The 23,005-nt window shown below is 49.5% G+C and carries 20 protein-coding genes; 9 read left to right on the forward strand and 11 right to left on the reverse strand.

All coding sequences use genetic code 11. From position 1 onward, the window contains the following. Positions 1 to 410: 410 nt before the first annotated feature. A complete protein-coding gene (locus DWU89_RS17180; protein ID WP_115500864.1) occupies positions 411 to 2,087 on the reverse strand; it encodes a putative transporter in 1,677 nt (558 codons plus the stop codon). A gap of 111 nt (positions 2,088 to 2,198) precedes the next feature. Here DWU89_RS17180 and DWU89_RS17185 point away from each other — a divergent pair, with 111 nt between their 5' ends. The 6 genes from DWU89_RS17185 to DWU89_RS17210 all read left to right on the forward strand — a co-directional run bounded on the left by DWU89_RS17185 (position 2,199) and on the right by DWU89_RS17210 (position 8,015). After that, positions 2,199 to 3,047 (forward strand): peptidylprolyl isomerase, encoded by an 849-nt coding sequence (locus tag DWU89_RS17185; protein ID WP_115500865.1) that lies wholly within the window; start codon positions 2,199 to 2,201, stop codon positions 3,045 to 3,047. Between the two features lie 58 nt (positions 3,048 to 3,105). Further along, positions 3,106 to 3,498 carry a hypothetical protein gene (locus DWU89_RS17190; protein WP_115500866.1) on the forward strand — a complete coding sequence of 131 codons (393 nt, stop codon included), beginning with the start codon at positions 3,106 to 3,108 and terminating at the stop codon, positions 3,496 to 3,498. 75 nt (positions 3,499 to 3,573) lie between these two features. Continuing rightward, positions 3,574 to 4,014, forward strand: a complete 441-nt coding sequence (locus DWU89_RS17195; protein WP_115500867.1) for a MarR family winged helix-turn-helix transcriptional regulator — start codon at positions 3,574 to 3,576, stop codon at positions 4,012 to 4,014. Beyond that, the gene (locus DWU89_RS17200; RefSeq protein ID WP_115500868.1) at positions 3,992 to 5,305 is read left to right on the forward strand and encodes a TolC family protein; all 1,314 of its coding nucleotides are present in this window, start codon (positions 3,992 to 3,994) and stop codon (positions 5,303 to 5,305) included. The genes DWU89_RS17195 and DWU89_RS17200 overlap by 23 nt, the downstream gene beginning before the upstream one ends. Positions 5,306 to 5,317: 12 nt before the next feature. Next, a complete protein-coding gene (locus DWU89_RS17205; RefSeq protein WP_115500869.1) occupies positions 5,318 to 6,394 on the forward strand; it encodes an HlyD family secretion protein in 1,077 nt (358 codons plus the stop codon). A 16-nt stretch (positions 6,395 to 6,410) separates the two neighbouring features. Continuing rightward, entirely contained in the window at positions 6,411 to 8,015 is a 1,605-nt protein-coding gene (locus tag DWU89_RS17210) for an MFS transporter (protein ID WP_115500870.1), read from the forward strand. Positions 8,016 to 8,017: 2 nt separating this feature from the next. Here DWU89_RS17210 and DWU89_RS17215 read toward each other — a convergent pair whose 3' ends face one another. The 5 genes from DWU89_RS17215 to DWU89_RS17235 all read right to left on the reverse strand — a co-directional run bounded on the left by DWU89_RS17215 (position 8,018) and on the right by DWU89_RS17235 (position 14,701). Then, on the reverse strand, positions 8,018 to 11,011 hold the full coding sequence (locus DWU89_RS17215) for an SbcC/MukB-like Walker B domain-containing protein (protein ID WP_115500871.1): 2,994 nt from the start codon (positions 11,009 to 11,011) through the stop codon (positions 8,018 to 8,020). Continuing rightward, on the reverse strand, positions 11,008 to 12,252 hold the full coding sequence (locus DWU89_RS17220) for an exonuclease SbcCD subunit D (protein ID WP_115500872.1): 1,245 nt from the start codon (positions 12,250 to 12,252) through the stop codon (positions 11,008 to 11,010). Before DWU89_RS17220 ends, DWU89_RS17215 begins: the two co-directional genes overlap by 4 nt. Positions 12,253 to 12,263: 11 nt before the next feature. Next, positions 12,264 to 12,515: a DUF2442 domain-containing protein gene (locus DWU89_RS17225; RefSeq protein ID WP_115500873.1), complete on the reverse strand. Its 252-nt coding sequence runs from the start codon at positions 12,513 to 12,515 to the stop codon at positions 12,264 to 12,266. Positions 12,516 to 12,521: 6 nt separating this feature from the next. Further along, on the reverse strand, positions 12,522 to 12,779 hold the full coding sequence (locus DWU89_RS17230; RefSeq protein WP_115500874.1) for a DUF4160 domain-containing protein: 258 nt from the start codon (positions 12,777 to 12,779) through the stop codon (positions 12,522 to 12,524). Between the two features lie 746 nt (positions 12,780 to 13,525). Continuing rightward, on the reverse strand, positions 13,526 to 14,701 hold the full coding sequence (locus DWU89_RS17235; RefSeq protein ID WP_244205937.1) for an ATP-binding protein: 1,176 nt from the start codon (positions 14,699 to 14,701) through the stop codon (positions 13,526 to 13,528). A 187-nt stretch (positions 14,702 to 14,888) separates the two neighbouring features. Here DWU89_RS17235 and DWU89_RS17240 point away from each other — a divergent pair, with 187 nt between their 5' ends. The 3 genes from DWU89_RS17240 (at position 14,889) to DWU89_RS17245 (ending at position 17,321) form a co-directional block, all read left to right on the forward strand. After that, positions 14,889 to 16,559 (forward strand): putative transporter, encoded by a 1,671-nt coding sequence (locus tag DWU89_RS17240; protein ID WP_115500875.1) that lies wholly within the window; start codon positions 14,889 to 14,891, stop codon positions 16,557 to 16,559. 66 nt (positions 16,560 to 16,625) lie between these two features. Beyond that, positions 16,626 to 16,784, forward strand: a complete 159-nt coding sequence (locus DWU89_RS20675; protein WP_158543402.1) for a hypothetical protein — start codon at positions 16,626 to 16,628, stop codon at positions 16,782 to 16,784. 3 nt (positions 16,785 to 16,787) lie between these two features. Beyond that, positions 16,788 to 17,321: a GNAT family N-acetyltransferase gene (locus DWU89_RS17245; protein WP_115500876.1), complete on the forward strand. Its 534-nt coding sequence runs from the start codon at positions 16,788 to 16,790 to the stop codon at positions 17,319 to 17,321. On the opposite strand, the gene DWU89_RS17250 is transcribed toward DWU89_RS17245, so the two are convergent. The 5 genes from DWU89_RS17250 to fabG form a co-directional block, all read right to left on the reverse strand. After that, positions 17,310 to 18,518: a class I SAM-dependent methyltransferase gene (locus DWU89_RS17250; RefSeq protein ID WP_115500877.1), complete on the reverse strand. Its 1,209-nt coding sequence runs from the start codon at positions 18,516 to 18,518 to the stop codon at positions 17,310 to 17,312. The genes DWU89_RS17245 and DWU89_RS17250 overlap by 12 nt on opposite strands. 79 nt (positions 18,519 to 18,597) lie before the next feature. Further along, complete coding sequence (locus tag DWU89_RS17255) at positions 18,598 to 21,153, reverse strand: DUF5686 family protein (protein ID WP_115500878.1); 2,556 nt, start codon at positions 21,151 to 21,153, stop codon at positions 18,598 to 18,600. Between the two features lie 34 nt (positions 21,154 to 21,187). Continuing rightward, complete coding sequence (locus DWU89_RS17260) at positions 21,188 to 21,628, reverse strand: acyl-CoA thioesterase (RefSeq protein WP_115500879.1); 441 nt, start codon at positions 21,626 to 21,628, stop codon at positions 21,188 to 21,190. Then, positions 21,625 to 22,257 carry a LolA family protein gene (locus tag DWU89_RS17265; RefSeq protein ID WP_115500880.1) on the reverse strand — a complete coding sequence of 211 codons (633 nt, stop codon included), beginning with the start codon at positions 22,255 to 22,257 and terminating at the stop codon, positions 21,625 to 21,627. Before DWU89_RS17265 ends, DWU89_RS17260 begins: the two co-directional genes overlap by 4 nt. Positions 22,258 to 22,263: 6 nt before the next feature. Continuing rightward, a complete protein-coding gene (gene fabG, locus DWU89_RS17270) occupies positions 22,264 to 22,992 on the reverse strand; it encodes a 3-oxoacyl-ACP reductase FabG (protein ID WP_115500887.1) in 729 nt (242 codons plus the stop codon). Positions 22,993 to 23,005: the final 13 nt, after the last annotated feature.

A 23,005-nucleotide genomic window follows, 5' to 3' on the forward strand; every position in this document is an offset into this window, starting at 1 on the left:
TTAGGTTTTAATCTTTGTTATGTAAATTGAGTTTAGTTATAATTGTTTAATCTGTAAACTGATTTCAGGAAAGGTCATTCTCCGGGCCTCTATTGCATGTTACGGCTGTATTCTTTCCATGTCACAACTGTCTTCCTTCTATGTTACGGTTGGGGTTCTTTTGTTTCACAGCTGTGACATGAATAGCGGGTAGGTACGGAGGGGGCACACATCCCGCATCGTTCACTCTATCTTCCGGGTTGTTCCTTCCTTTACGGCACTATAAACCCATGAAGTACTGCGATACCATTTTACAGGCGATCCTGACGAGTCAGGACCTTCACCTTTATACAATGTACCGTAGAGATGCACAGCCATACATCTCTACGGTACACCGACAAATAAGGATATGTACATATTTACATTATAGCCTATGCAAAGAACAATATCAACAACTGCGCCGTCAGTACCCGAAGGAACATGGTCAACGGATAGACAGTTGCATAGCCGACAGACGGAGCATCGTTTCCGGCTGTCGCATTCGAATAGGCCAATGCAGGCGGGTCGGTCGTACTACCGGCGATAAGTCCCATTAATGTAAAATAGTTCACCTTGCAGAAGTAACGTCCGATACAGCCAATGATCATCAGCGGAACAAACGTGATGATGAAGCCGTAGCCGATCCAGGCGAAACCGCCATTGTTCACGATCGTATCGACAAAACCGTCACCCGCGCTGATCCCCACACAGGCAAGGAACAGCGTGATACCGATCTCGCGCAACATCAGATTCGCACTCTGTGTCGTATAGGTTATCAGTTTATAGTGATAGCCGAAACGGCTGATCAGGATAGCAACAATCAACGGACCACCCGCCAGACCTAACTTAACCGGCTGCGGAATACCGGGGAAGGTGATAGGAATGCTTCCTAAGATGATACCTAATGCAATACCGACAAAAATCGTGATCAGGTTCGGTTCGTTCAAGCGTTTCATCGAGTTGCCCAAGACCTTCTCGACATTGGATATTGCCGTTTCCGTACCGACAACATTCACACGGTCGCCCACTTGCAAGGTCAGTCCCGGCTTGGCGACCAAATCGACACCGGCACGGGTGATACGGGTGATATTGATACCGTAAAGTTTACGCAGCTTCAACTGTCCCAGGCGCTTGCCATTCAGTTCCGGCTTCGTGATCAGGATACGGCGGTTGATGAACTGGCTTTCCATGCGAATCCACTGCTTACGCTCCATGTCGATCTCCTCGCCGATAAAGGCCTTGATCGTTTCCGCATCCGCCTCAGTCGTGATCACAAAAACTTTGTCGTTCTCCTGCAGGACAGTGTTTGCAGAGGCAATCTCGATTTGCTTATCGCTGTCGCGCCAGATACGCGAGATCACAAAGTCGCGGTGCTCCAAGAGGTTCGACAGTCCGGCAACAGTCTTATTGAAGATAGCCGGATTCTTGACCACCAGCGAAATAGGTTTAGCCTCATTGGTGTGGGAGGCATCTTCACTGTTCAGTTGCTCGTTCTCCTTATCGAAGCTCACGCGGAAGATATACCGGATTAGGATGATAGACAGGATAATCCCGATCACACCCAACGGATAAGCGACAGCGTATCCCAACGCGATTGTATTGTCCGCCACCCCGTGCATATCGGAATAGGCCTGCTGGGCGGCACCCAATCCCGGCGTATTCGTTACTGCCCCGGACAAAATACCCACCATCGTCGGCATCGGAACGCCGGTCACATAATGCAGGATGATAGCTGTTGCCACGCCAAGGAATACGATTCCGCATGCCAGCATATTCAGCGTGATCCCCCCTTGTTTAAAGGAAGAGAAGAAACCCGGCCCGACCTGCATACCCACGGAATAGACGAAGAGTATCAGTCCGAACTCTTTGAAAAAGTGAATCACGTTGTGGTTGATAGTAAAACCAAAGTGCCCTAAAATGATTCCCACAAACAGCACCAGAGTAATTCCTAAAGAGACGCCGAAGACCTTGATCTTACCCAACTGTATGCCCGCAGCAATCACAAAGGAAAGTAGAAGTATGGAGTGGCCAATGCCCTCGCCCCATAACAAATCATTAATCCAATTCATAATATATACGTGTAGTTATTATCTTTATTCGCCTTAAGGACAGCAAAGGTAGATATTTACTTTGTGTTTAACAACATAAATTGTATCTTTACCCGCCAAATAATTTAAAAGATGAGAAAGAGCTATTATATCCTATTGGGCTTGCTGGCCTGCCTGTCGCCGGTCTTTGCCCAGAACGATGCAGACACGGTGACATCTGCATCGGAACAAGTACCGGCGAAGATAGTAACCATTAATACAAGTGCCGGGACGATGAAAGCAAAGTTGTATGACGACGTTCCCAACCACGTCCGCACCTTCATAGACCGGGCCAAACGGGGCGAGTTCGACGGGACACTGTTTACCCGTGTGCTCCCTGAATTTATGATACAGGGTGGCGCACCCGACTCGCGCAACGCTCCAGCCGGTGCCCGTTGCGGTTTCGGCGACCGGAACGCAGAGATCATGCCGGAGATGAGACCCCACCGTTTCAATAAACGCGGAGCACTGGCCGCTCCCCGCCAAAACGACGACATCAATCCGCAAAAGAAATCGGACATGTCCCAATTCTACATCGTACAGGGAAAGATCTATACCAACGGCGAACTGGATACGCTGGAAATGATTGCCAACCAGGACATCAAGGAGAAAGCGATGGAGAAATACTTCTACCCCGTCCGCGCCGAACTGCGTATGCAAAAAGTCAGCAACAAGCGCGAATACCAGAAGCGTCTGCGCCAGATCAATGCCCAGGTCGATTCGGTGGTGCGCTCCACCCCCGGGCACCTGCTGTTCACCAAAGAGCAACGGAAAGCCTACACGACCGTAGGTGGTTGCCATCACCTGGATGGAAACTACACCGTATATGGCGAACTCGTTGAAGGTTTCGACGTGCTCGATGCCATTGCCGGACAGCCCCGCGACGAATACGACCGCCCGAAAAAGGACGTCCGTATCATCAAAGTCACCGTAAGCAATTGACAATGGACAATGGACAATTATTTCTTCATTATTAATTCTTAATTTTTAATTTACCAACGTGCTTAAACGAGATTTCATCATGGTACAGATCGAGGAACTGGCTAAAGTCGTCCTCCAGATCATTACGAACCGCAACACGAATGCAGCCCGCCGTATTCCGGAACTGATACAAACCGTGTACACCTCCCTGAAGCTGGACCGTCTGACACTGATGACGGTTCCGCCCGAAGAACTGATCCGCCGCCTCAACAGCGATGACGGCGGTGGCATTCCCCGTCTCGAGATCGCCGTCAAAACCCTGATCGAAGAGAGCTACCTCCACCCCGGCGAAGAACAGGATATGTTGCAGCGGGCCAAGCTCCTGCTGGAATATATCCAGACGCACGACAACACATTCTCCTTGGAACGCGTCAGCCTGTTAGACGAATTGGAACAGCGTCTCAGCAAATAATTAGTTAAACCTTTAACCAAAATACCAAAGATATTTTCTACCTTTGCGCCGGAAAAGCAAAACAGCAAGACAGCAATGGTAGAGAATGAAGCAGCACACGAATTAGTACTCCAAATCTTAAAGACGCGAATGACTTTCCGCCAAACTATACAGAGAGTACTAAAGTCCAATAACGTCGATATGACATTCGAAATGCTCCAGGTGATGCACCGCCTGTGGAAAAAGCCCGGAGTCAGCCAGCAATACCTGGCGGAACAGACAGCCAAAGACAAAGCCTGCCTGACCAATCTCATCAATAACCTGGAGAAGAAAGGTTGGGTGGAACGGCGTGAAGACCCGTCGGACAGGCGCAACAAACAAATCCACCTGACCGAAGCAGGGGAAGAACTTTCACACCGCGTAAAGCCGCTCCTCCATAACATCTATGATGAAGTCGGCGCACGCCTGACACCCCGCCAGATTGAATCGTTTATGAACAACTTAAAGAAACTGGATGAGATACTGGACAAGATATAGTTTATTATTGTTACTTATATTCACCAAGCCTGCTGCGGGAAATGCCCAGCAGCAGGCTTATCCTCTTTCCCTCGACGAACTGTTCAGGTTAGGAACCGAAAACAGCCTCCGCCTCCAGGCCAGCCGGATGCAGGAAGCGATTGCCGGCGAAGAAGAAAAGACGGCCCGTACCCTACAGCTGCCCGATATCAGCGTTGGAGCGACAACCGGCTACATCGGCCAATCCACCATCTTCCGGCAGGGACTGTCGAAGCCGACGCATCCCGATATGCCCGACTGGTCGCATAACTACAATGTAGAAGTGGCACAACCACTCTACCAGGGCGGTAAGATACGCAACACCATCCGCCGCGCCACGCTCCAAAGGCAAGTCGCATCGCTCAGTACGGCAGGCGACCAGGCAGACGTCAAGCTCTCCCTCCTCCGTCAATACATGGACCTCTTCGCCCTTTACAAAGAGACGGAAGTGCTGGCACGTAACATCGAGGAATCCGACCGCCGCCTGGCAGACATCCGCCGTATGTGGAAAGAAGGCATCGTCACACGCAACGACGAGATACGCAGCGAACTGCAACTCACCAACGACCAGCTCGCACTCCGGGAAGCCAACGACAACATCTCCATCGTCTCCCAACAGCTCGACATCGTGCTCGGACTCGACGAAAGCCTGCTCATCCGGCCGGACACCACGCTCCTGGCCGCCAGTACCTCCCTTAGCAGTTGCGAAGCCTATATCCAACAAGCCTACTCGAATTACCCGGGCCTGCAAATCGCCCGCTACAATACGCGCCTGGCAGAAAACGACATCCGCCTGTCACGGGCCGACTACCTGCCATCGCTTTCCATCCATGCCGGCAATACGCTGTCACGACCGCTCACCAGCACGATGGAAGATATGTTCGCCAACAACTGGAACGTGGCCCTCAGCCTCTCCTACAACCTCTCGTCCCTCTACCGGAACAAGCACAAGATGCAGGAAGCACGGCAATACGTCAGCCTCCGCCACAACGCAGAGGAACAGATGATGCAACAGATACGCGTCAATGTACGTACCGCCTACATCCGCCACCAGGAAGCCATCGACCGGGTGAAAGCACTGACACTCTCCGTCAGCCAAGCCGAAGAGAACTACCGGATCGTCAACAACCGCTACCTCAACCAGCTGTCCATCCTGACAGACCTGTTGGATGCCAGCAGCGTACGGCTTAACGCCGAACTACAGCTCACGACGGCACAGAGCGAAGCGGTCTATACCTATTATCAACTTATGCACGCATGTGGAAACTTATAAACCCATAACAAAATGAGCACATCTATTCATCATAAAAGAAGAAAACGGCTGATACGGATAAAGATCAGGAATATCATCGTGAACACCGTCTGCACCCTCCTCGTCCTGGCAGGTATCTCGTGGACAGTCCACTACTTCTGGAAGTATGTCAACTACGAGATCACGAACGACGCAGTGGTCGACCAATACGTGATCCCCGTCAACATCCGCGTACCGGGCTACATCAACGAAGTCCGCTTCACCGAACACCAGTTCGTACACGCCGGCGATACGCTTCTCATACTTGATGACCGCGAATACCGCATTAAGAAGAAAGATGCCGAAGCCGCCCTTATGGATGCCCGTGCCGCCCGCGACGCACTCAGCTCCGGTATCCGCACCTCGGAAGTGAACGTCTCCGTACAAGATGCCAATATAGCCGAGACGAAAGCCCGCCTCTGGCATCTCGAACAGGATTACCGCCGCTACGCCAACCTCCTGAAGGAAGAATCCGTCTCCCGCCAGCAATACGAACAAGTAAAAGCCGATTACGAAGCCATGCAGGCACGCTACGAAGCCTTGACGCACCAGAAGCAGGCCGCACAGTCCCAATACACCGAAACAAACAAGAAAACAGGCAGCGCCGACGCCGCTATCCTCCGCAAAGAAGCGGAACTGGAAATGGCAGAGTTGAACCTTAGCTATACCGTCGTCACCGCCCCATACGACGGCTACATGGGCCGCCGCACACTCGAAAAAGGACAGTTGGTCCAAGCTGGGCAGACCCTCACCTATCTGGTTCGCGGACAGGATAAATGGATAACCGCCAACTATAAGGAGACACAAATCCCCAACATCTACATCGGCCAGAAAGTGCTTATCAAGGTAGACGCCTGGCGGCAACGCACCTTCCACGGCGTTGTCACCGCCATCTCCGAAGCGACCGGCTCCAAATACTCCCTTGTGCCGACCGACAACTCTGCCGGCAACTTCGTCAAGATACAGCAACGCATCCCTGTCCGGATCGACCTGCAGGATGTTTCGCCCGAGGACATGCAACTGCTCCGGGCCGGTATGATGGTAGAAACGGAAGCCCTGTTGAAACGCTAACAACAAAAGGAAAAAGATGAGCCGACTGCAAGCATTAAACGTTCCGATCCGTCCCTGGGTACCCCGGTGGCTGGGGCTTGTTACGGCTTTCGTCATACTGCTTCCTATCATGTTGATTAACGGGGCGTACACGGGCGATATCATCGAAGTGTCCGGCACATTAGGCGTGATGAGCGAAGACATCCGCATGGCCTATTACGCCACATCTGCCGGTATGGCAATCGCTTACCCCATCATTCCCAAACTACGGCCGGTCATCACCACAAAAACCGTCCTGCTGAGCGACCTTATGCTACAAGTTGTCCTCAGCCTGATCTGCGCCAACGTGACGAAGATGGAGATTGTCATCGCCTGCAGTTTCTTTATCGGCATACTGAAAGCTTTCGTCATGCTGGAGTTCATCATCATGACACGCCCGTTCTTCAGTCCATCGAACGTCCGCAGCGAGTTCTACGCCTACTTCTATCCGCTGGTATTCTCCGGCGGCCAGATATCGATGGCATTGACGGCGCAGCTTGCCTACTCCTACCAGTGGCAGTATATGTATTATTTCGTGATCATCCTCTTGCTGGTGGCAATCCTGTTCGTTCTCATCTGTTTCCGCTATGCCCGCCGGCCGATCAATTTCCCATTCCGGGAGATCGACTGGAAGAGTATGCTGTTAGGTTCGTCCGTCCTGTTGATGATTATTTATGTGGCGACCTACGGCAAGACGCTCGACTGGTTCTCGTCAGACAAGATAGTGGCTTACACCTGCATCATTCCGGTGCTCCTGTGGCTGTTCGTGTACAGGCAGAAGGTGCGTAAAGTTCCTTATATACGACTTACGGTTTTGAACAGCAGCAAAGCGCTGATCGGATACCTGTTCATGGTGATTACGATGGTGCTCTCTTCTTCCAGCTCGCTGCTCACGAGTTATCTGAACTCGGTGCTCAGGGTGGACAGCGTACATGCCAATTCGCTCTACCTCTGGATGCTGCCCGGTTTCATCTGCGGAGCCATTATCTGCTTCTGGTGGTTCAGGTGGCAGCGGTGGCGTTTCAGGCGGCTGATAGCCTGGGGAATGACCTGCTTTGCCATCTACCTGGCAATCCTCTATTTCGGCATACGGCCGGACGGGACGTACGAGATGCTATACCTGCCGATGTTCTTCCGCGGAATGGGGATGCTGATCCTCTTTATCGCCTTCGGTGTCTACGTGGTGGAAGATATGGACCCGAAGCTGACGATATACAACGCCTTTTTCCTGATCACTTTCCGGTCGGCACTGGCTCCAGCACTCGCCGCCTCGTTCTTCAACAATATGATCTACCGGATGCAGTTGCAATCGATGTCCGTCCTATCCGAAACCATGCGCATGGACAACCCGCTTGCCGCCGGTCCATACAACCAGGCGTTACAAAATGCATTGGCACAAGGACGCCCCCTGGAAGATGCCACGCAGCTGGCCACCAATACACTCTACAATACCTTACAGGTACAAGGATTGTTGCTGGGACTGAAAACCTTGATCGGCTACACCCTGCTCTTTACTATCATCATGGCAGTAATCTCCCGCTTTATCCCGTTCCATAAGACCTTGAAAGTCGCAATTGTACGGACCGGCGAAGATATGGTATAAGTTTACAGGACTTCCAGATAGCTCCGCCCATTGCCGGCACGGTTCACACAGATACGTACGGGTATGCGCTCGGTCATTTCCTGCACATGCGAGATGACGCCGATCTTCCTTCCCTGCGTACGCAAGCTCTCCAACGCATCCATCGCCACCCGGAGCGTATCGGCATCCAGCGAGCCGAACCCTTCGTCGATGAAGAGGCTTTCCACCTTCATCCGGTTGGACGAGAGAGACGACAGCCCAAGGGCAAGCGCCAGCGAAACAAGGAACGATTCACCCCCCGAAAGGCTGTGGACGGTACGCACCTCGTCGCACATATCCCGGTCTATCACCTGAAGGGCAAGCGTTTCGGGGACGCGTTCCAGGCGGTAACGGCGTGTCAGTTCGCGCAGTTGCACATTGGCATAGCTTAGCAGGACATCCAGCGTATATCCCTGGGCGATACGGCGGAACTTGGCACCGTCGGCAGAGCCGGCCAGTTCATTCAGCTTCGCCCAGCGTTCGCTTTCGATGCGCCGAACGTTCAGTTCTTCCTGCAAGCCGGATACTTTCGCCTTATTATCGGTCTGGGTCCGCAGCCGGAAAGCCAACTCTGTTTTCTCCTGCGTTATGCGGGGCAGGGTGTCTTCAAGCTGCCTGCCATCCGACGAGGCGAGATAATCCGCGGTCCATTTATCCAACGCCTCCCGGCGCCGGGCCAGATCGGCCGAGGCTTCGGCAAGGTCTTTTGCGATCTGATCGGCTATGCCGCGTGTCTGTTCGGCAATGCCGGACTGTTCGGTTTGGGTAGCCAGCAGTTTCTTCAGGCGTTCCTTCAGTTCTTCCATCCGCCGGGAATATTCCTGCTCGACCGCATCCGCCGGACGGCCATTCAGCAGTTTGGCACGCTCCGCCTGTAAGGCAGTAAAGACGGAGCGGTTCTTTTCATTCAACTGCAAAGCTTCTTCATATTGCTTGCCGAGAGACGGGAGGAAAGAGGCGAGCGACTCGCATTCCGCCTTCTGCGCGCTTTCCTGCCGTTCCAACAGGCGTAGTTTATCCGTATTCTCATGCCATTGGCGGGCAAAGTCGGTCAAGGTCTTCCGGAAGGCATCCGGATTCTGTTGCCAGGCTTTCTTCCAATCGCTGTTGCCGAACAGGACATCGGCAGCGGAAAGGGATTGGACCAGCTTGGCGGCCTGTTCCTTCACCGTCGCTTGTTCCTGCTCATGCCGGCTGGCGACGAGCTGCTGCTTGCTGACGATCTCCTTGCAGGCGGCTTCGCTGTCCGCCAGTTCTTTATGCAGGCGGAGCAGTTGTTGTTGAAGGCGGGCAAGTTCGCGGGTACCGACCGTATAAGCCTCCTTCTTTTGGGATAACGCCTGTAGTTGCAATGTCATGGCGGCGACGGGAACTATCTCCTTCCCCTCTCGAGAGGGAGTAAGGGGTGTGTCAGGAGAGGCGACGAAAGGATGATGCGTACTCCCGCAGACCGGACAAGGCTGCCCTTCCTGCAATTTAGCCCGTAGCTCCTTTATATCCCCGGAAGCCTCCAGGCGGGCCTGTTCGATCAGCAGTTGTTCCCGTTCCCGGCGCAATTGCTCGATCTGTTTATCCAGTGCCGGAACGTCGATAGCCTTCAATCCTTCTTCCTGCTTCCGGTATTCTTCCTCTGTCTGTTGCAAAACCCGCTGCTTGCCCATGGCTGTCTTTTGCATACCAATGAGTTGCTTGCCCAATTCCATCACCTCCTTTATAATAGAGTCAATCGAACGGCTGGCTGTCTCCATACCCAGACGGGCGGCAGCAGCCGCATCCAGATGAAGCAACAAGGCTGAAAGCTGTTCGGCAATACTTTCCTTATCCTTAAAACGTTCCCGCCAAGCGGTCAGGCGGGCAATCTCTTCCGCCCCTTGTTTCCGGCGGAGGACGGCAGCTTGGTATTTGTCTTCCGCCTCTTTCTTCCGGGCGGTGGCATCTTTTAAGCGCCGTTCCGAATCGGAGCGATCGCGGAGAGCCGTGTCCAGCTGGATATCCAGCTTACGCGCTTGCAGGATTTCCTGTTGAAGCGATTTGAACCGGGCTTCCGATGCTTGCTGTTCCTCCACCCCTTTTTCATACTCGCGGCGGGCAATGGCCAGAAGTTCCGTTGCACGTGCCAGCCTGTCGGCCGCCTCTTTTTGCTGCACCTGCCGGGCGGCAATCGATTGTTCAGCGGCGCGAACAGCCTCCTGAAGCGCCTGTTGTTCGGCTTTCGCCTTTTCCTGGCGCTGCAATTCCTTTTCCGTAGCTGCAAGGCGGAGGTGCAGGTCGCTTTCTTCCTCATCCGTCAAGAGCTCGACAGACTGTATGCGCAATTGAATCGCGTCGAAGGCTTCTTTTGCGCGGGCATTCTTTTCAAAAATCTGGCGGGAGATGGCGGAATACAACTCCGTCCCGGTCAGCTTCTCCAACAGGGATGCTTTTTCTCCCTGCTCGGCTTTCAGGAAAGTGGAGAAGTCGTTCTGCGCCAACAATACGGAACGCGTAAACTGCTCGAAGGTCAGCCCTATCAGGTCGATGATACGGGCTTGCAGCTCGGAACGCGTCCCTTGCTCCTCCTCCGCCTTATCCAGGTTATATAGGGCCAAACGGGGATTCTGCAAACGTCCGTTTTCCTTGTCACGGGCACGCGAGACGGACCAGCGCGCCCGGTAGCGGTGTCCGTTCAAAGCGACAAAATCCACTTCGGCATAGCCCGAAGCCGTGCCTCGCCGCAGCAGGAAACGGGGATCGCTCTGCGACAGTTGTTCATTGCTGACATCCTGCAACTTGACATTGTTTTCCTTCGCCTGATCCGTACGGGGCGTACGAGCGAACAATGCCAGGCACATGGCGTCTAACAACGTAGACTTTCCGGCTCCCGTCGGACCGGAGATGGCAAAAATACCGGCCGAAAGCAATGGCTCGGCTGTAAAATCAATTTCAAAATCACCTTCCAGCGAAGCCAGGTTGCGGCCCCGTATCGCTAATATCTTCATAAAGAAACCTCCCGTCTTACCTCGTTAAACATCTGTTCCAGCTCTTCCGGCAAATCGCCTCCGAAACGATTCGTGAACGCGTGCCGGAGCATATCCAACGGATCGATCTTTTGCAGGTCCGTATAAGACAAAGGACGGAAATCTTCTTCATCCTCCCGTTTCGGATAAGAAGGGATGATAGATGTCAGGCGCACCGCCTTGTCCGCCAACGCCTCTTCCACCCGGTGCCGGAAACCCGGATCGGGCTCGGTCAGCAAGACTTGTACTTCCAGATAAGGCCAGAGGCTGCGATCCGCCTGAGTGTCCGCCGGCGGCAAATCCGCAAGTTGCAAAAGCACTTCCGCCGGGGATGCCGGTTCCGCCGGAATCCGATGCAGACCGGTCCGCAAAGGGACAGGCACCGCTTCCCAATCCGACAGGCATCCGTTTTCGAGCGTGACGGCAACCACCTGATGACGGTAATGTTGTTCGGAGAAAGACATGGGCAACGGGCTGCCGGCATAGCGTATATTCTCGCGGCCTCCAACACGTTGCGCCTTATGGATATGCCCGAGGGCGGTATAGGCCAGACCTTCGTCGAATGCATCCGTGCTGACAGATTCCAGACCGCCCATAATGGTGCGCTCGCTCCGGTCGTCTTCAGACAGTTCGGCTCCCGTGGCGTGCAGGTGTCCCATTGCGACAAGTGCCTCTCCGGGCTGCCGCTGCGCATCGGCATATTCATAAAGTTGGCGGTACATCCGGGTAATACCTGCCACATAGGTATCTTTTCCCTCATCCGAAGCCGGATAATCTCCCTGCCGGAGATACGGCACGGCGAGGCAAAGGGCTTCCCGCTTCCCTTCTTTATTATACAGGGGTACAAGCAACGATTCAAAGTCGATCTTGCACAAATCTGTCCGGGGGATAATCCCGACAATCGACGTATTCAGTTCTTCCAACAGCGGTATCGGCGCTTCCAACCGTCCCGCCGAATCATGGTTTCCCGCCACGACGACAACCTGCAAATGCGGATTACGGCGGTTCGCCTCCCTCAAGAAGCGGAAAAAACGACGTTGTGCGGCTGCCGAAGGATTGGCAACATCAAAGACATCGCCGGCAATCAGCAGCACGTCAGCCTGCCGCTCCGCCAGCATCCCGGTCAGCCAAGTGAGAAACGCCTCATGCTCTTCATCCCGGTCATACCCGAAGAAGGTTTGCCCTAAGTGCCAGTCGGCGGTATGTATGATTTGTAGTGACATGTTTGTATCGATTACGCATCAACTCCCTGACGGTACAGGAAATCAGGCGCAAAGTCTGCCCCATTGAACCATTCTATTGTCCAATGAGTAAGGCCGAACTGAACAAAATTTTTCATATCCTTCAGAGGTTCAAACATCTTACCTTTAAGCAAAGGCAAGAAATCTATTCTCTTGGCCTTACCATTACTAAATTCCAAATCCAGCGTATAGTCCTTTACATAATCTACACCTGTTACTCTGATTAAATCAATATCTTCTGTCATAGTTTTTTACATTAAAGGATTTATTTTTTGAACTTCTTCTCCATTCTGCAGACGCATCCAATTAGCCATTAATTCATCTTTATGCAAATCCATCCAGCAAAATACATTTTTCAATACGCTTCCAGGAATTTCCCCTTTCACAATACCTTTTTCTATTGTAATAATCGCTTGATAATCTCCATAACGAACATGAAAATGTGGCGGATTATGGTCGTCCACAAACATCGTTATAATAATACCAAAAAAACGGCATATTTCAGGCATGATTCATTCCTTTCTTTAATTATGACCAAGCTATAATCGCCTGGTCTTGCAAAGGTAAATATAATTATTGGTATCCCCAACAGCAGAAGATAGACAAAGAAAGGGGAACCTCGCGGCCCCCTTTCACAAACTCACTATTAATAATCTTTACTCATCAAATATACCCCTTCTAACTTTCAACTACCAGGGGGGCTTATTGTATAAAACGCATTTTTCAGGGTCGAAAGACATCCGAAACAAAACAAATGTTAATCCGATTTTTTGACCTCAAAAAGGGACTTTTTCGCCTTTTTTGAACGTTTTCAACAATTACGACCGTCCTCTTTACCATTACGACCGTGCTAATGTGTAGTGCACTCGGCACCTCGCGAAGATTAGCACGGTCGCAATGGCGATTTGGACGGTCGTAATTGAAAAGAGGACCGTCTTTAGGGCAAAAAAGCACCTGAATTTCCTTGAGATATTTGGGACGCCGTCCGTTTTATTTTCAAATATTCGATTCTCCGGGAGTTAAGGTTTATCACATTGTTGACGTTTCCGTCTTTCGGTAATCAAATTGCACGCTTTTCGTAACGGGCTACGCACCTCGTTTTTCCTATTGTCAGGAAGGGGAGCTTAAACCGTGAAAAGAGTCAATCCAAAATGGATCAAGATTTCAGACGAAATAGAAAAACGGCAAAAAAGAGGGTTATTGTATTATTCACTCGCTTCAATCGTATCAATAAATCTATTTTCCGGGAGACCGATTAATAGTTAAATCCAAATTGCCATAGAGGGAGAACAATACCATGTCCAAACTCTATATCATCTTTCACTATAATACCGTTAGGTAGATTTTCAATCTGTTTCCGACCTTTATTATGACCACCTATTTCAAAAGTGTATTTTCCTATCACGAAATCAGATTCTTTAGAGGATAAGATATCATTTGCCACACGCATCTGGTTGTAAAAGAATGTTTCCCTTAAATTTCCAATATCAGGCTTGCCACCGGCCAGAACAGTCATCAGACTGGGATTGTCGATATAAACTTTTTCTACTTTTCCAAGGCCACGCAATCCTCCCGTGCAATCCCTAAGTTGTCCTATCATACCGGCTTTTTCTAAGTAAACCAGATATTCCGGGACATTATTTTTACTTACACCGATTTCCACCGCTAAATTCTCCGAATTAGGCTTGTAAGGAGCAAGCCCGGATACAATCGACAGCATTTGTTTCAACTTTCTTGCTGTAGACGCTTTCATGTCTGCATATTGTGGGATATCGGATTCTATTGTTTGCGATATGACCTGCCCCATTCTCAACTCAAAACCACCTTCACCAGAAAAAGGATAATATCCTTTCGCCAGATACTCACGGAATAAAGGAAGCGGGTGGGAAAGGCCAGGCACAACGACTTGATGCGCCAAGATCTCTTCCAATGTATATACAGGTACTTTAAACTGATAAAACATTTCAAGATACTCTCTGAAAGAAAGGCCTTGCAGGTGATACATCAATGCACGCCGGCTCAAATCCGCCTCACCTTTTTGTATATCAAGTACAGATGAACCTGTAAATACAATACGCAAGTCGGGATGTACATCATAAATCTGTTTTAATTCCCGCGACCAACCCTTATATTTGTGAGCTTCATCTATATACAGGTTTGTGCCGCCTTCTTTAACGAAATCATCAGCAAGACCGACAAGGGTATGAGTCGAAAAATAAATATGGTCGGCTGATATATATAAATGGGAACCGTCTGTTTGATGTTTTTTGATGTGCTGGAGCACCATCGTTGATTTCCCGACACCACGCGGACCGGTTATTCCGACGAGCCTGCTGTCCCAATCTATCTGATTATACTTATACCTGTAGAATTCAAGAGGGATTCTACTTAGTATTTCATTCATGTATGCATACAAAGAATCATCTATCATAGTTATCCATTTTTCCACAAATATAAGAAAAATCCCTCAATGAGTGCTCAAATACGGCAATATAATCCCTCAATAAGTGCTTTTCTCATCCAGGTTCAACATCCGACATCGATGTCACTGAAATATAAATATTTTTTCCACACGAATTATTGTCCTATCTTTGTGCCGTCAATAAACAAGGGATTTTATGGATTGGTTACAAGAGGCTTTTTTGGAGCCTACAATGATTCAGGCTGTTATTATGATCTCGCTGGTTTCTGCAGTCGGGTTATATTTAGGCAGGATCAAGATATTCGGCATTTCGCTGGGTATAACATTCGTATTCTTTGCAGGTATCCTGGCCGGGCATTTAGGCATTGTCGTCAATAAAGACATGCTCTATTTCGCACAAAGTTTCGGGTTGATCCTCTTTGTCTATGCCTTGGGATTACAGGTAGGTCCAGGTTTCTTCTCCTCCCTGAAAAAAGGAGGTGTAGCCATGAATATGATGGGATTAGGCGTTATCGTACTGGGACTGGCCATGACTGTAGGGCTGCACTGGACGACCGGCGTTTCCCTCTCCAACATGGTGGGATTGTTATGTGGAGCCGTAACCAATACGCCTGCACTGGGTGCTGCCCAACAAGCGTTGTTGCAGATAGATCCGGGCAACACAAAGGGGGTGACCGATATGGCATTGGCCTGTGCCGTTGCTTATCCGCTCGGTGTGGTCGGCGTTATCCTTGCCATCATTATCCTGAAAGCGATGTTTGCCAATAAGGAACAGAAAAACCAGAAGGAACAGAGAGACACGACCACCTATGTGGCTGAATTCCAAGTAAGCAACCCTGCCATCTATGAAAAAAGCATCAAAGACATCATGAAGTTGACGGATAAGCATTTTGTCATTTCACGCATCTGGCGAAACGGCAAAGTAAGCATCCCGACATCGGATACATTGCTTCACGAGCATGACCATCTGCTGATTATCTCCGTCAAATCGGACGTGGAAAATATTAAAGTTCTTTTCGGTGAACAGGAGAATGTGGACTGGAACAAGGCGGATATCGACTGGAACGCAATCGACAGCCAGCTGATATCCCGTCGTATCGCCGTAACCCGCAACCGGGTAAACGGGGTTAAATTAGGGTCCCTCCGCCTCCGTAACCTGTATGGGATCAATATCACACGCGTAAACCGTGCCGGTATCGACCTGTTGGCCTCTCCGGACCTGCGTTTGCAGATCGGCGACCGTCTGACGATTGTCGGTGAGGCGAACTCGGTAAATACGGTTGGGAAAATATTGGGTGACGAGATCAAACGGTTAAAAAACCCGAATCTGCTGGCAGTCTTTATCGGCATCACATTGGGTATGCTGTTAGGAGCTTTGCCGATCACGCTTCCGGGTATGAGTACTCCTGTCAAACTCGGCATTGCCGGCGGTCCGATTATTGTCGGTATCCTGATGGGATCATTCGGTCCGCGCCTCCATCTGACGACTTACACGACGATGAGCGCCAACCTGATGTTACGCCAGTTGGGAATCATTATTTACCTGGCCGGATTAGGGATCGATTCAGGCGCACATTTCTTCGAAACGGTTTTCCGGGCGGAAGGTTTGTTATGGGTCGGACTGGGTTTCCTGTTGACAATCGTTCCGGTTTTGATCGTCGGTATCATGGCCTCCCGGTTCTTCAAGTTAGATTACGCGCATAATATCGGTATGCTCTGCGGCAGCATGGCAAATCCGATGGCATTGAACTATGCCAATACGACCGTCGAAGGCGACGAACCCTCCGTATCTTATGCCACCGTCTATCCTCTCTCGATGTTTATCCGTGTGATTTCGGCACAGTTGGTGTTAATGTTATTCACTTAGTAAACATTTTGATTATAAATTATTTATATCTACATTTGCATCGATAACCAAATAAACATCTAAATTATGGCCAGACAAATTAAACAGACCCCGATTCTTAAAGGAGATGACGCGGTTAACTTCATTGCAAAAATGGAAAAACATAAGAAAGCATCCCCTAAAGAAATCGAAGAGATGAATGCAGGTTTCGAACGAATACAAAAGATGCTAACGTTTAAATTTTAATATATGAACCAAAATTTCCGTATTATCAAATTGACGGAAAATTATCAATCAAGACCTTTTCATTGTGGAGATACCGACCTTGATAATTTTCTAACAGAAGATGCCTTATACTATAAGCAACGGCTTCTTGCTATAACTTACCTCATTATTTCAGAGAATGATACTGTAGCTTACTTTAGTGTAGCCAACGATAAAATAGCTATTCCGGAAAGTGACAAGGCTACATGGCGGAAAATCAAAAAACGCTTTCCCCATTCAAAGCACAGAGGTGATTATCCTGCTGTAAAAATAGGCAGATTGGCTGTAAATCAGAAATACCAACATGACCATTTAGGATCTGATATCCTGAACTTCATTAAGAAGATGTTTATTACTGAAAACCGAACCGGATGTAGCTTCATAACTGTCGATGCACTCCAAGGAGCTGTCCCTTTCTACTTAAAGAATGGTTTCGAATATATCCGGCAGGAAGATAAAACAAATACGACGGACAGAACAACTTTGCTTTTCTTTGATTTATATTCTTTAGTTCCTTAAATCAGAGCCAAACAATCGTGTTCCACGTACTAAAATCTTCTCCCCATTTGCCAACGTTGTTGCAAACAGATAGATGGAACCGCCGTCGGTGATTTTTGTGCGTTTGCGCAATTCTTCTACGGAAAGGGGGAAGTTGCGCACGGTTATATTGGCTTGCGGGATGAGTTTGGAAAGGTTTTTACAGAGTTTGCCAGTAAAAGGGAAGACTTCGTCTACACGGAATATGCGGCCGGGAAAATCAGCGACCAACTGTTCCGAAGTGTACAGATGGCTGCTGATATGTAATTTCTTCACCTCCATCCGAAGGGCAATCTGCTTGAAAGCGCCTGCTTTCAGAACAGAGGCATTAGGTTCGTATAAATATCCGAAAACCTGACCGGTCGGCTGCAATCCGGCGCAGCGTTCCTCCTCCAATGTAAAAGAGAAAGATGATTCCGTTCCATCCGGGGCAAAGTTAACGCAATGGATAACCGGGATGGTATCTTCGACCTCCCGTTCCACCACAAAAAGCAGTTCCTTGCATTCGTTCCTGACCGAAAGAACATGTACTGCCGTTGTCCCTGGCAACAGGTCCAACGTCATTTGTATATCCGCCATCGGGGAGAGTTTCGCAATGACACGGGGAGAGCGTTTCAATAAATCCGGCAATAATCCGGGGAGATCCGGCTCACAGTCCTGCAAAGCAAATACCCGCTTATTGCTTTCTCCCCGCCGGGCCGGATCGATATAGAAAGCGTCAACCACAGGCAGTTTATCAATATAATGTGTGGTATCCGCATTTACAACTGTAATATTATCGGCTCCCAATACGGAGAAATTATGCCGCGCCGCTTCGCAATAAGCAGGAAAACGCTCGATATAGGTCAGGTGATTCACCTTACGAGAAAAGAAATAGCTGTCGATACCCAACCCGCCTGTCAGATCGCACATCGTCCAGTCTTCATCCGCCAAACGCTGTTTATAAGCCGCTGTCTGTTCGGAAGAACACTGTTCCGCAGCTATCTTGGCCGGAAAAACCAATTGCGCGTTCCCATACCACGACGGCAGTTTTTCCCGGATTTGCCTCCGGGCTGCAATCTGATCTACCACAAAAGGCATATCTATCTCCGGATATTTGGATGCGGAAAGTAACAAGCGCGTCAAATCGTCGGCTGCATGTTCTTGTATAAATTGTATTTGAGAGGAAGTCAATGTCATATATAATTAGAATACAATTCAAAGATACAACTCACTTTTCAAATACGCAAATCCTTGAAAATACCGGAACCGGATGAAATTAGAACGACAACCGCATCGTGCAACGCACGCCCCTCGTCTGGATGTTCGGATGGTCGAGGTAGTTCAGACGCCAGGCATAGTCGATACGGAGAAACTTAAAGATATTTTCAATACCGACACTGGCTTCCATATAGGGAGCCTTGCCCATCGTATAAGAACCGGCGGGGAAAAGATACAAGCCGTTTCCTCCATTGGCCGGATTGTTCTTGTCTGTCAAATGCCCCCACAGGCCACGGAAGCAAAAGACTTCCCTCCATTTCAGCTTCTTGATAAGAGGCAGACGGTTCAAAAGATTTCCGTTCATATAATAAGTCAAATCCCAAGACATATATTCATCGTTGATAAACTCCATTGCATTCATATTCGTATAGGATTCCGGCTGAATGGTATATGTCAGGTTCGCATTAGGCAAAATCAGCAACGGATAGGGAACCTTGCTCCATACCTTTCCAGCTTTGGTAATCAGGTCGACATACCCGAAAGCGGAGAACCAGAAACGTTTCTGGACACCGACATCAGTACGGAGATAGTCGTACGACGAACCTAAAAAGTTCTTCGCGCTCATAGTATGGTTGACGTTAAAGATCAAAGCATCATAGGTAATCGGAATACGATCGTTACGCGTCTGATAAAACTTCTCATTCTTTCCGTACCGGAATTTGAGTTCCAGCTCTGCCATATCGTAATGGTTGCGGGTAGAAATATTACCTTCCGGGCCCATACGGAAGAACGGGGCATATTCGGTTGCATATTCACGGTATCCACGGAGAACGGCTCCATAGCCGATGCCGTTGTAATGTTCACGATAATAAGTCAACTCGCCCCGCCGCAGATAGGTGGCTCGCGTATCTTTTTTACGCCTTATCGACAGAAGGACGTTATCTTTATTGGTGTACATGTATTGCTGCCCCAACTTGTTGATATCGTACATATATTCCAGACGGATGGAATGTACCGGAAATTCTTTACGGTATTCCTTACGGTCATTGAACGAATATTCCACAAGACCATCATATTTCAGCTTTCTATCCCTCGTTCCATACGCCACGTAACCATCAAAAAACAGATTTTTATTGAACGCCGGTGTCGTCGCACCTCCCACACGTAGACGGGCCCCTTCGATGGAGTTACCACTGATGGTCGTATTCATCGGTCCGAACTCGAACTTGTTTTTCAGCGGGTCCTTGTCCGTTGGGACATAGCCCGACACAAGGATCGAAATCGCTTTTTCCGTTACATAGAAAATCGGAACGGAGCGCAACCTGGCCATCAGCTGCCCGACCGAATTCGGATTCTTTTTGACAGCTTCTTCCGGACGGCTGCTCACCCAAAAATCGGACGGCTGCCGGTAGGCATTTTTGAGCGTGATGACAGGTGCGCTTTCACTGAATATCTGGCTCTGTTCCACATCAGGCTCATCAAAGGTGTGGTTACTGTAGATATTCAAACGCCGGGCATACATTCCCTTCGATTTTTCATTCAATTTGAAATTCACCTGGATATCGTCTTTCGTAATGATGCGGGTACTGTCAGCCGCCCGCTTGAATGTCTGTTCGATTGTCATCCGGGAAACGAAATTCAGGTTGATATCTTTCGGGACATTCAGGATTACTTTCTCCACAAAAAAGGTGGAATCGAGCGTCACATACAGATGTCCGGTAAAACCGAATGTCTCCGAATTGAAGGGCACAAAGCCCAAATCCACACATTCCTGCCCATTTACATTTAACGTATCCAGCAAATAATACTTATAATAGTTCGGTCCGATTGTGGAAAGCGGACTCACGAACCGTTGCAGAAACAAAGGAATATCATTCTGGAAAATATCGACTTCACGGAAAACTTCATTCAGGAGCTGCTGGATACCGTCGCGCGAGAAAATCTCATCCACACCGGACGACTGGCTTCCCTTCACTACACGTTTTTCCGATTTCGGGTTCTTACGGTAGTAAACCGTTTCGACCTTCTCCCTCTCCGAAACCGGAAGAATGGTTATCCCGGCATCAAGCGTATCCACAAAGTCAACCAGAAAATCGAATTTACCGGTCTTACCGTTTTTCTTAGGTTTCGGTTCATATTCATTCATTGCGAAAACCATCTTCCCATACTGGTCGTACCGGAAATAGTCATGATTGCGGGGATCATTGCTTTTCCGTAAAGCAATGACTTGCCTCACAAACTCGACAGCCGGATTTTCTTTCTTGCTGTATTTTTCCCTCTTCGGCTTAATGGTCACTTCGCTCAAAGCGATTCCACTCGGGGCCAACTGTATTTTCAAGTCGTGTGTCTTTCCCGAAGTAATTTTCACTTCTTTGGTGTCGTACCCCAAGTATGATACTTGCAGAATCCCGGCTCCATTCGGAACAGAGAAAGAGAAATGCCCCTCACCGTCGGTGGCCGTACCTGTTGTCGTCCCTTTCAACAGAAGGGAGGCATAAGGCAGCCCTTCACCTGTGATCGAATCGGTCACAATCCCTTTTATGGTTATATTTTGTCCATTGGCTGTCCATACGATGAACAAGGATACCAGCAAAAAAACAATCTTATTCCTCATAACTATTTCCTATCCTCCTATTTTTCATCAGTATTCAGGTTTCCGATAAATGTAGAAACCTGTCTTGCCATGCCTGATAGTAATCGGGCTTGTCCACCATCAGTTGCCCCTGAGGGTCGATAAACAGCTGCGTGGTGTTTCCCACGGCACACAATTTGTTATCACTCTCACGGTACACCTCATAGCGGTAGTCAAGCCGCGCACCAAGTTGGTAAACGTAATGTGTATGTACGATTGCCACGTCATTGATGGCAAGCGGTGCATAATATTTTATATGAATGTCGTAGAGGGGGGCGTAAATGCCGGAACGCTGCATATCGGCATAACCGATGCCGGGGTAGCGGCGGCCGAATGACTCGCGCCCATCCTCAAAATAAGTAACGTATGAGCCATGCCATACTCTCCGCATCGAGTCTATCTCACTAAACTTCACCTGTATGCGGCAGATATCCTCCAGTTCTCTTATCTCTTTCATAAAGACCGGGGATTAAAGACACTGTCACTGACCGCACCGTCGAACACATAGCCGGAGAAGTCGTATTGCTCATAATTTCCTCCCCTTCCGTTCATGCGCAGGCTTTTGAGTTCGGAAAGCTTGAGGTCGAGTGTCAGCACAAACGACGTGAACATCTGCTTGCGCTTTGCTTTCTCATCCGGAACAAGCGGAATAATAGTCAGCGTACAAATATTGTCACGCTTCGTTATATCCACATCAGCCAATTCGGAAAGGTCCACATCGGCATCCCCACCCGAAACAAGGCTCTTGAACACAGCCAGGAGAGATTCGAACTGATTGCTTCCTTCACCTTTGGCAACACTCTTTTTGCCATCCGTGACCATGGCAAAAGTGCTACCGTCCATCAGCAACATATCTTTTCCATCATTGAACGTCATGCACATTCTGCCGGGTTTCTTGAAATAGAAATGGCCCTGGGTGACAACGTCCTGGGTGACGGCGGCATTATGCCTGGTCCAGGTGACGGCAGCAGTCAACGTATTCATATTTTTGTATCGTTCCACCGCTTGCTGAATCTCCGCTTTCTGTGCAAACAGCGAAGCACACGCGAAGAGAGCAGTAAAGAACAGAATCATTAATTTTCTCATACGCAATCAGGTATAAAGTCCTCCATTGATTGAAATCACACTGCCGGTGATATAACCTGCGGCAGGCGAAGCCAGAAAGCCCACCAGCTCGGCTACCTCCTCGGGAGTGCCGAAGCGGTTGGCGGGAATCGTCTTCTTCAACGTATCCTCATCGAGCCCCTCTACCATATCTGTCTTAATAAATCCGGGAGCGACAGCATTAACGGTTATATTCTTACGTGCCACTTCCTGGGCCAGCGCTTTTGTGGCGGCTATGATACCTCCTTTTGCAGTGGAATAGTTGGTCTGTCCGGGCATCCCTTTCATGCCGCTCACGCTTGCCATATTGATGATACGGCCGAACTTGTGGACCAGCATCGGTTGCAGCAGGGATTGCGTGACATTGTAGAACCCTCCGAGAGTGATGTCGAGCACACGGTTCCAATCTTCCTCCGGCATAAATGCCAGCACATCATCGCGACGGATACCGGCATTGTTCACCAGCACTTCGATATATTCTTCCGGATGTGCCTTTTCCCACGTTTCGATAGCAAAGAGGGTTTGCCTGCGGTCGCTCACATCAAACTTCAGCATTTCGCCGTCCTGGCCGGCTTGCCGTACCAGTTCGAGTGTCTTTCCGGCCTCTGCGGCGTTGCTCGCATAGTTGATAATGATGTGATAGCCCATTTGGGCCAGTTTCACACAGACAGCACGGCCGATACCGCGACTTCCTCCTGTAACTAATGCATACTTCATCGTTTTATTTCCT

The organism is Parabacteroides acidifaciens (genome assembly GCF_003363715.1).
GTDB lineage: Bacteria > Bacteroidota > Bacteroidia > Bacteroidales > Tannerellaceae > Parabacteroides > Parabacteroides acidifaciens.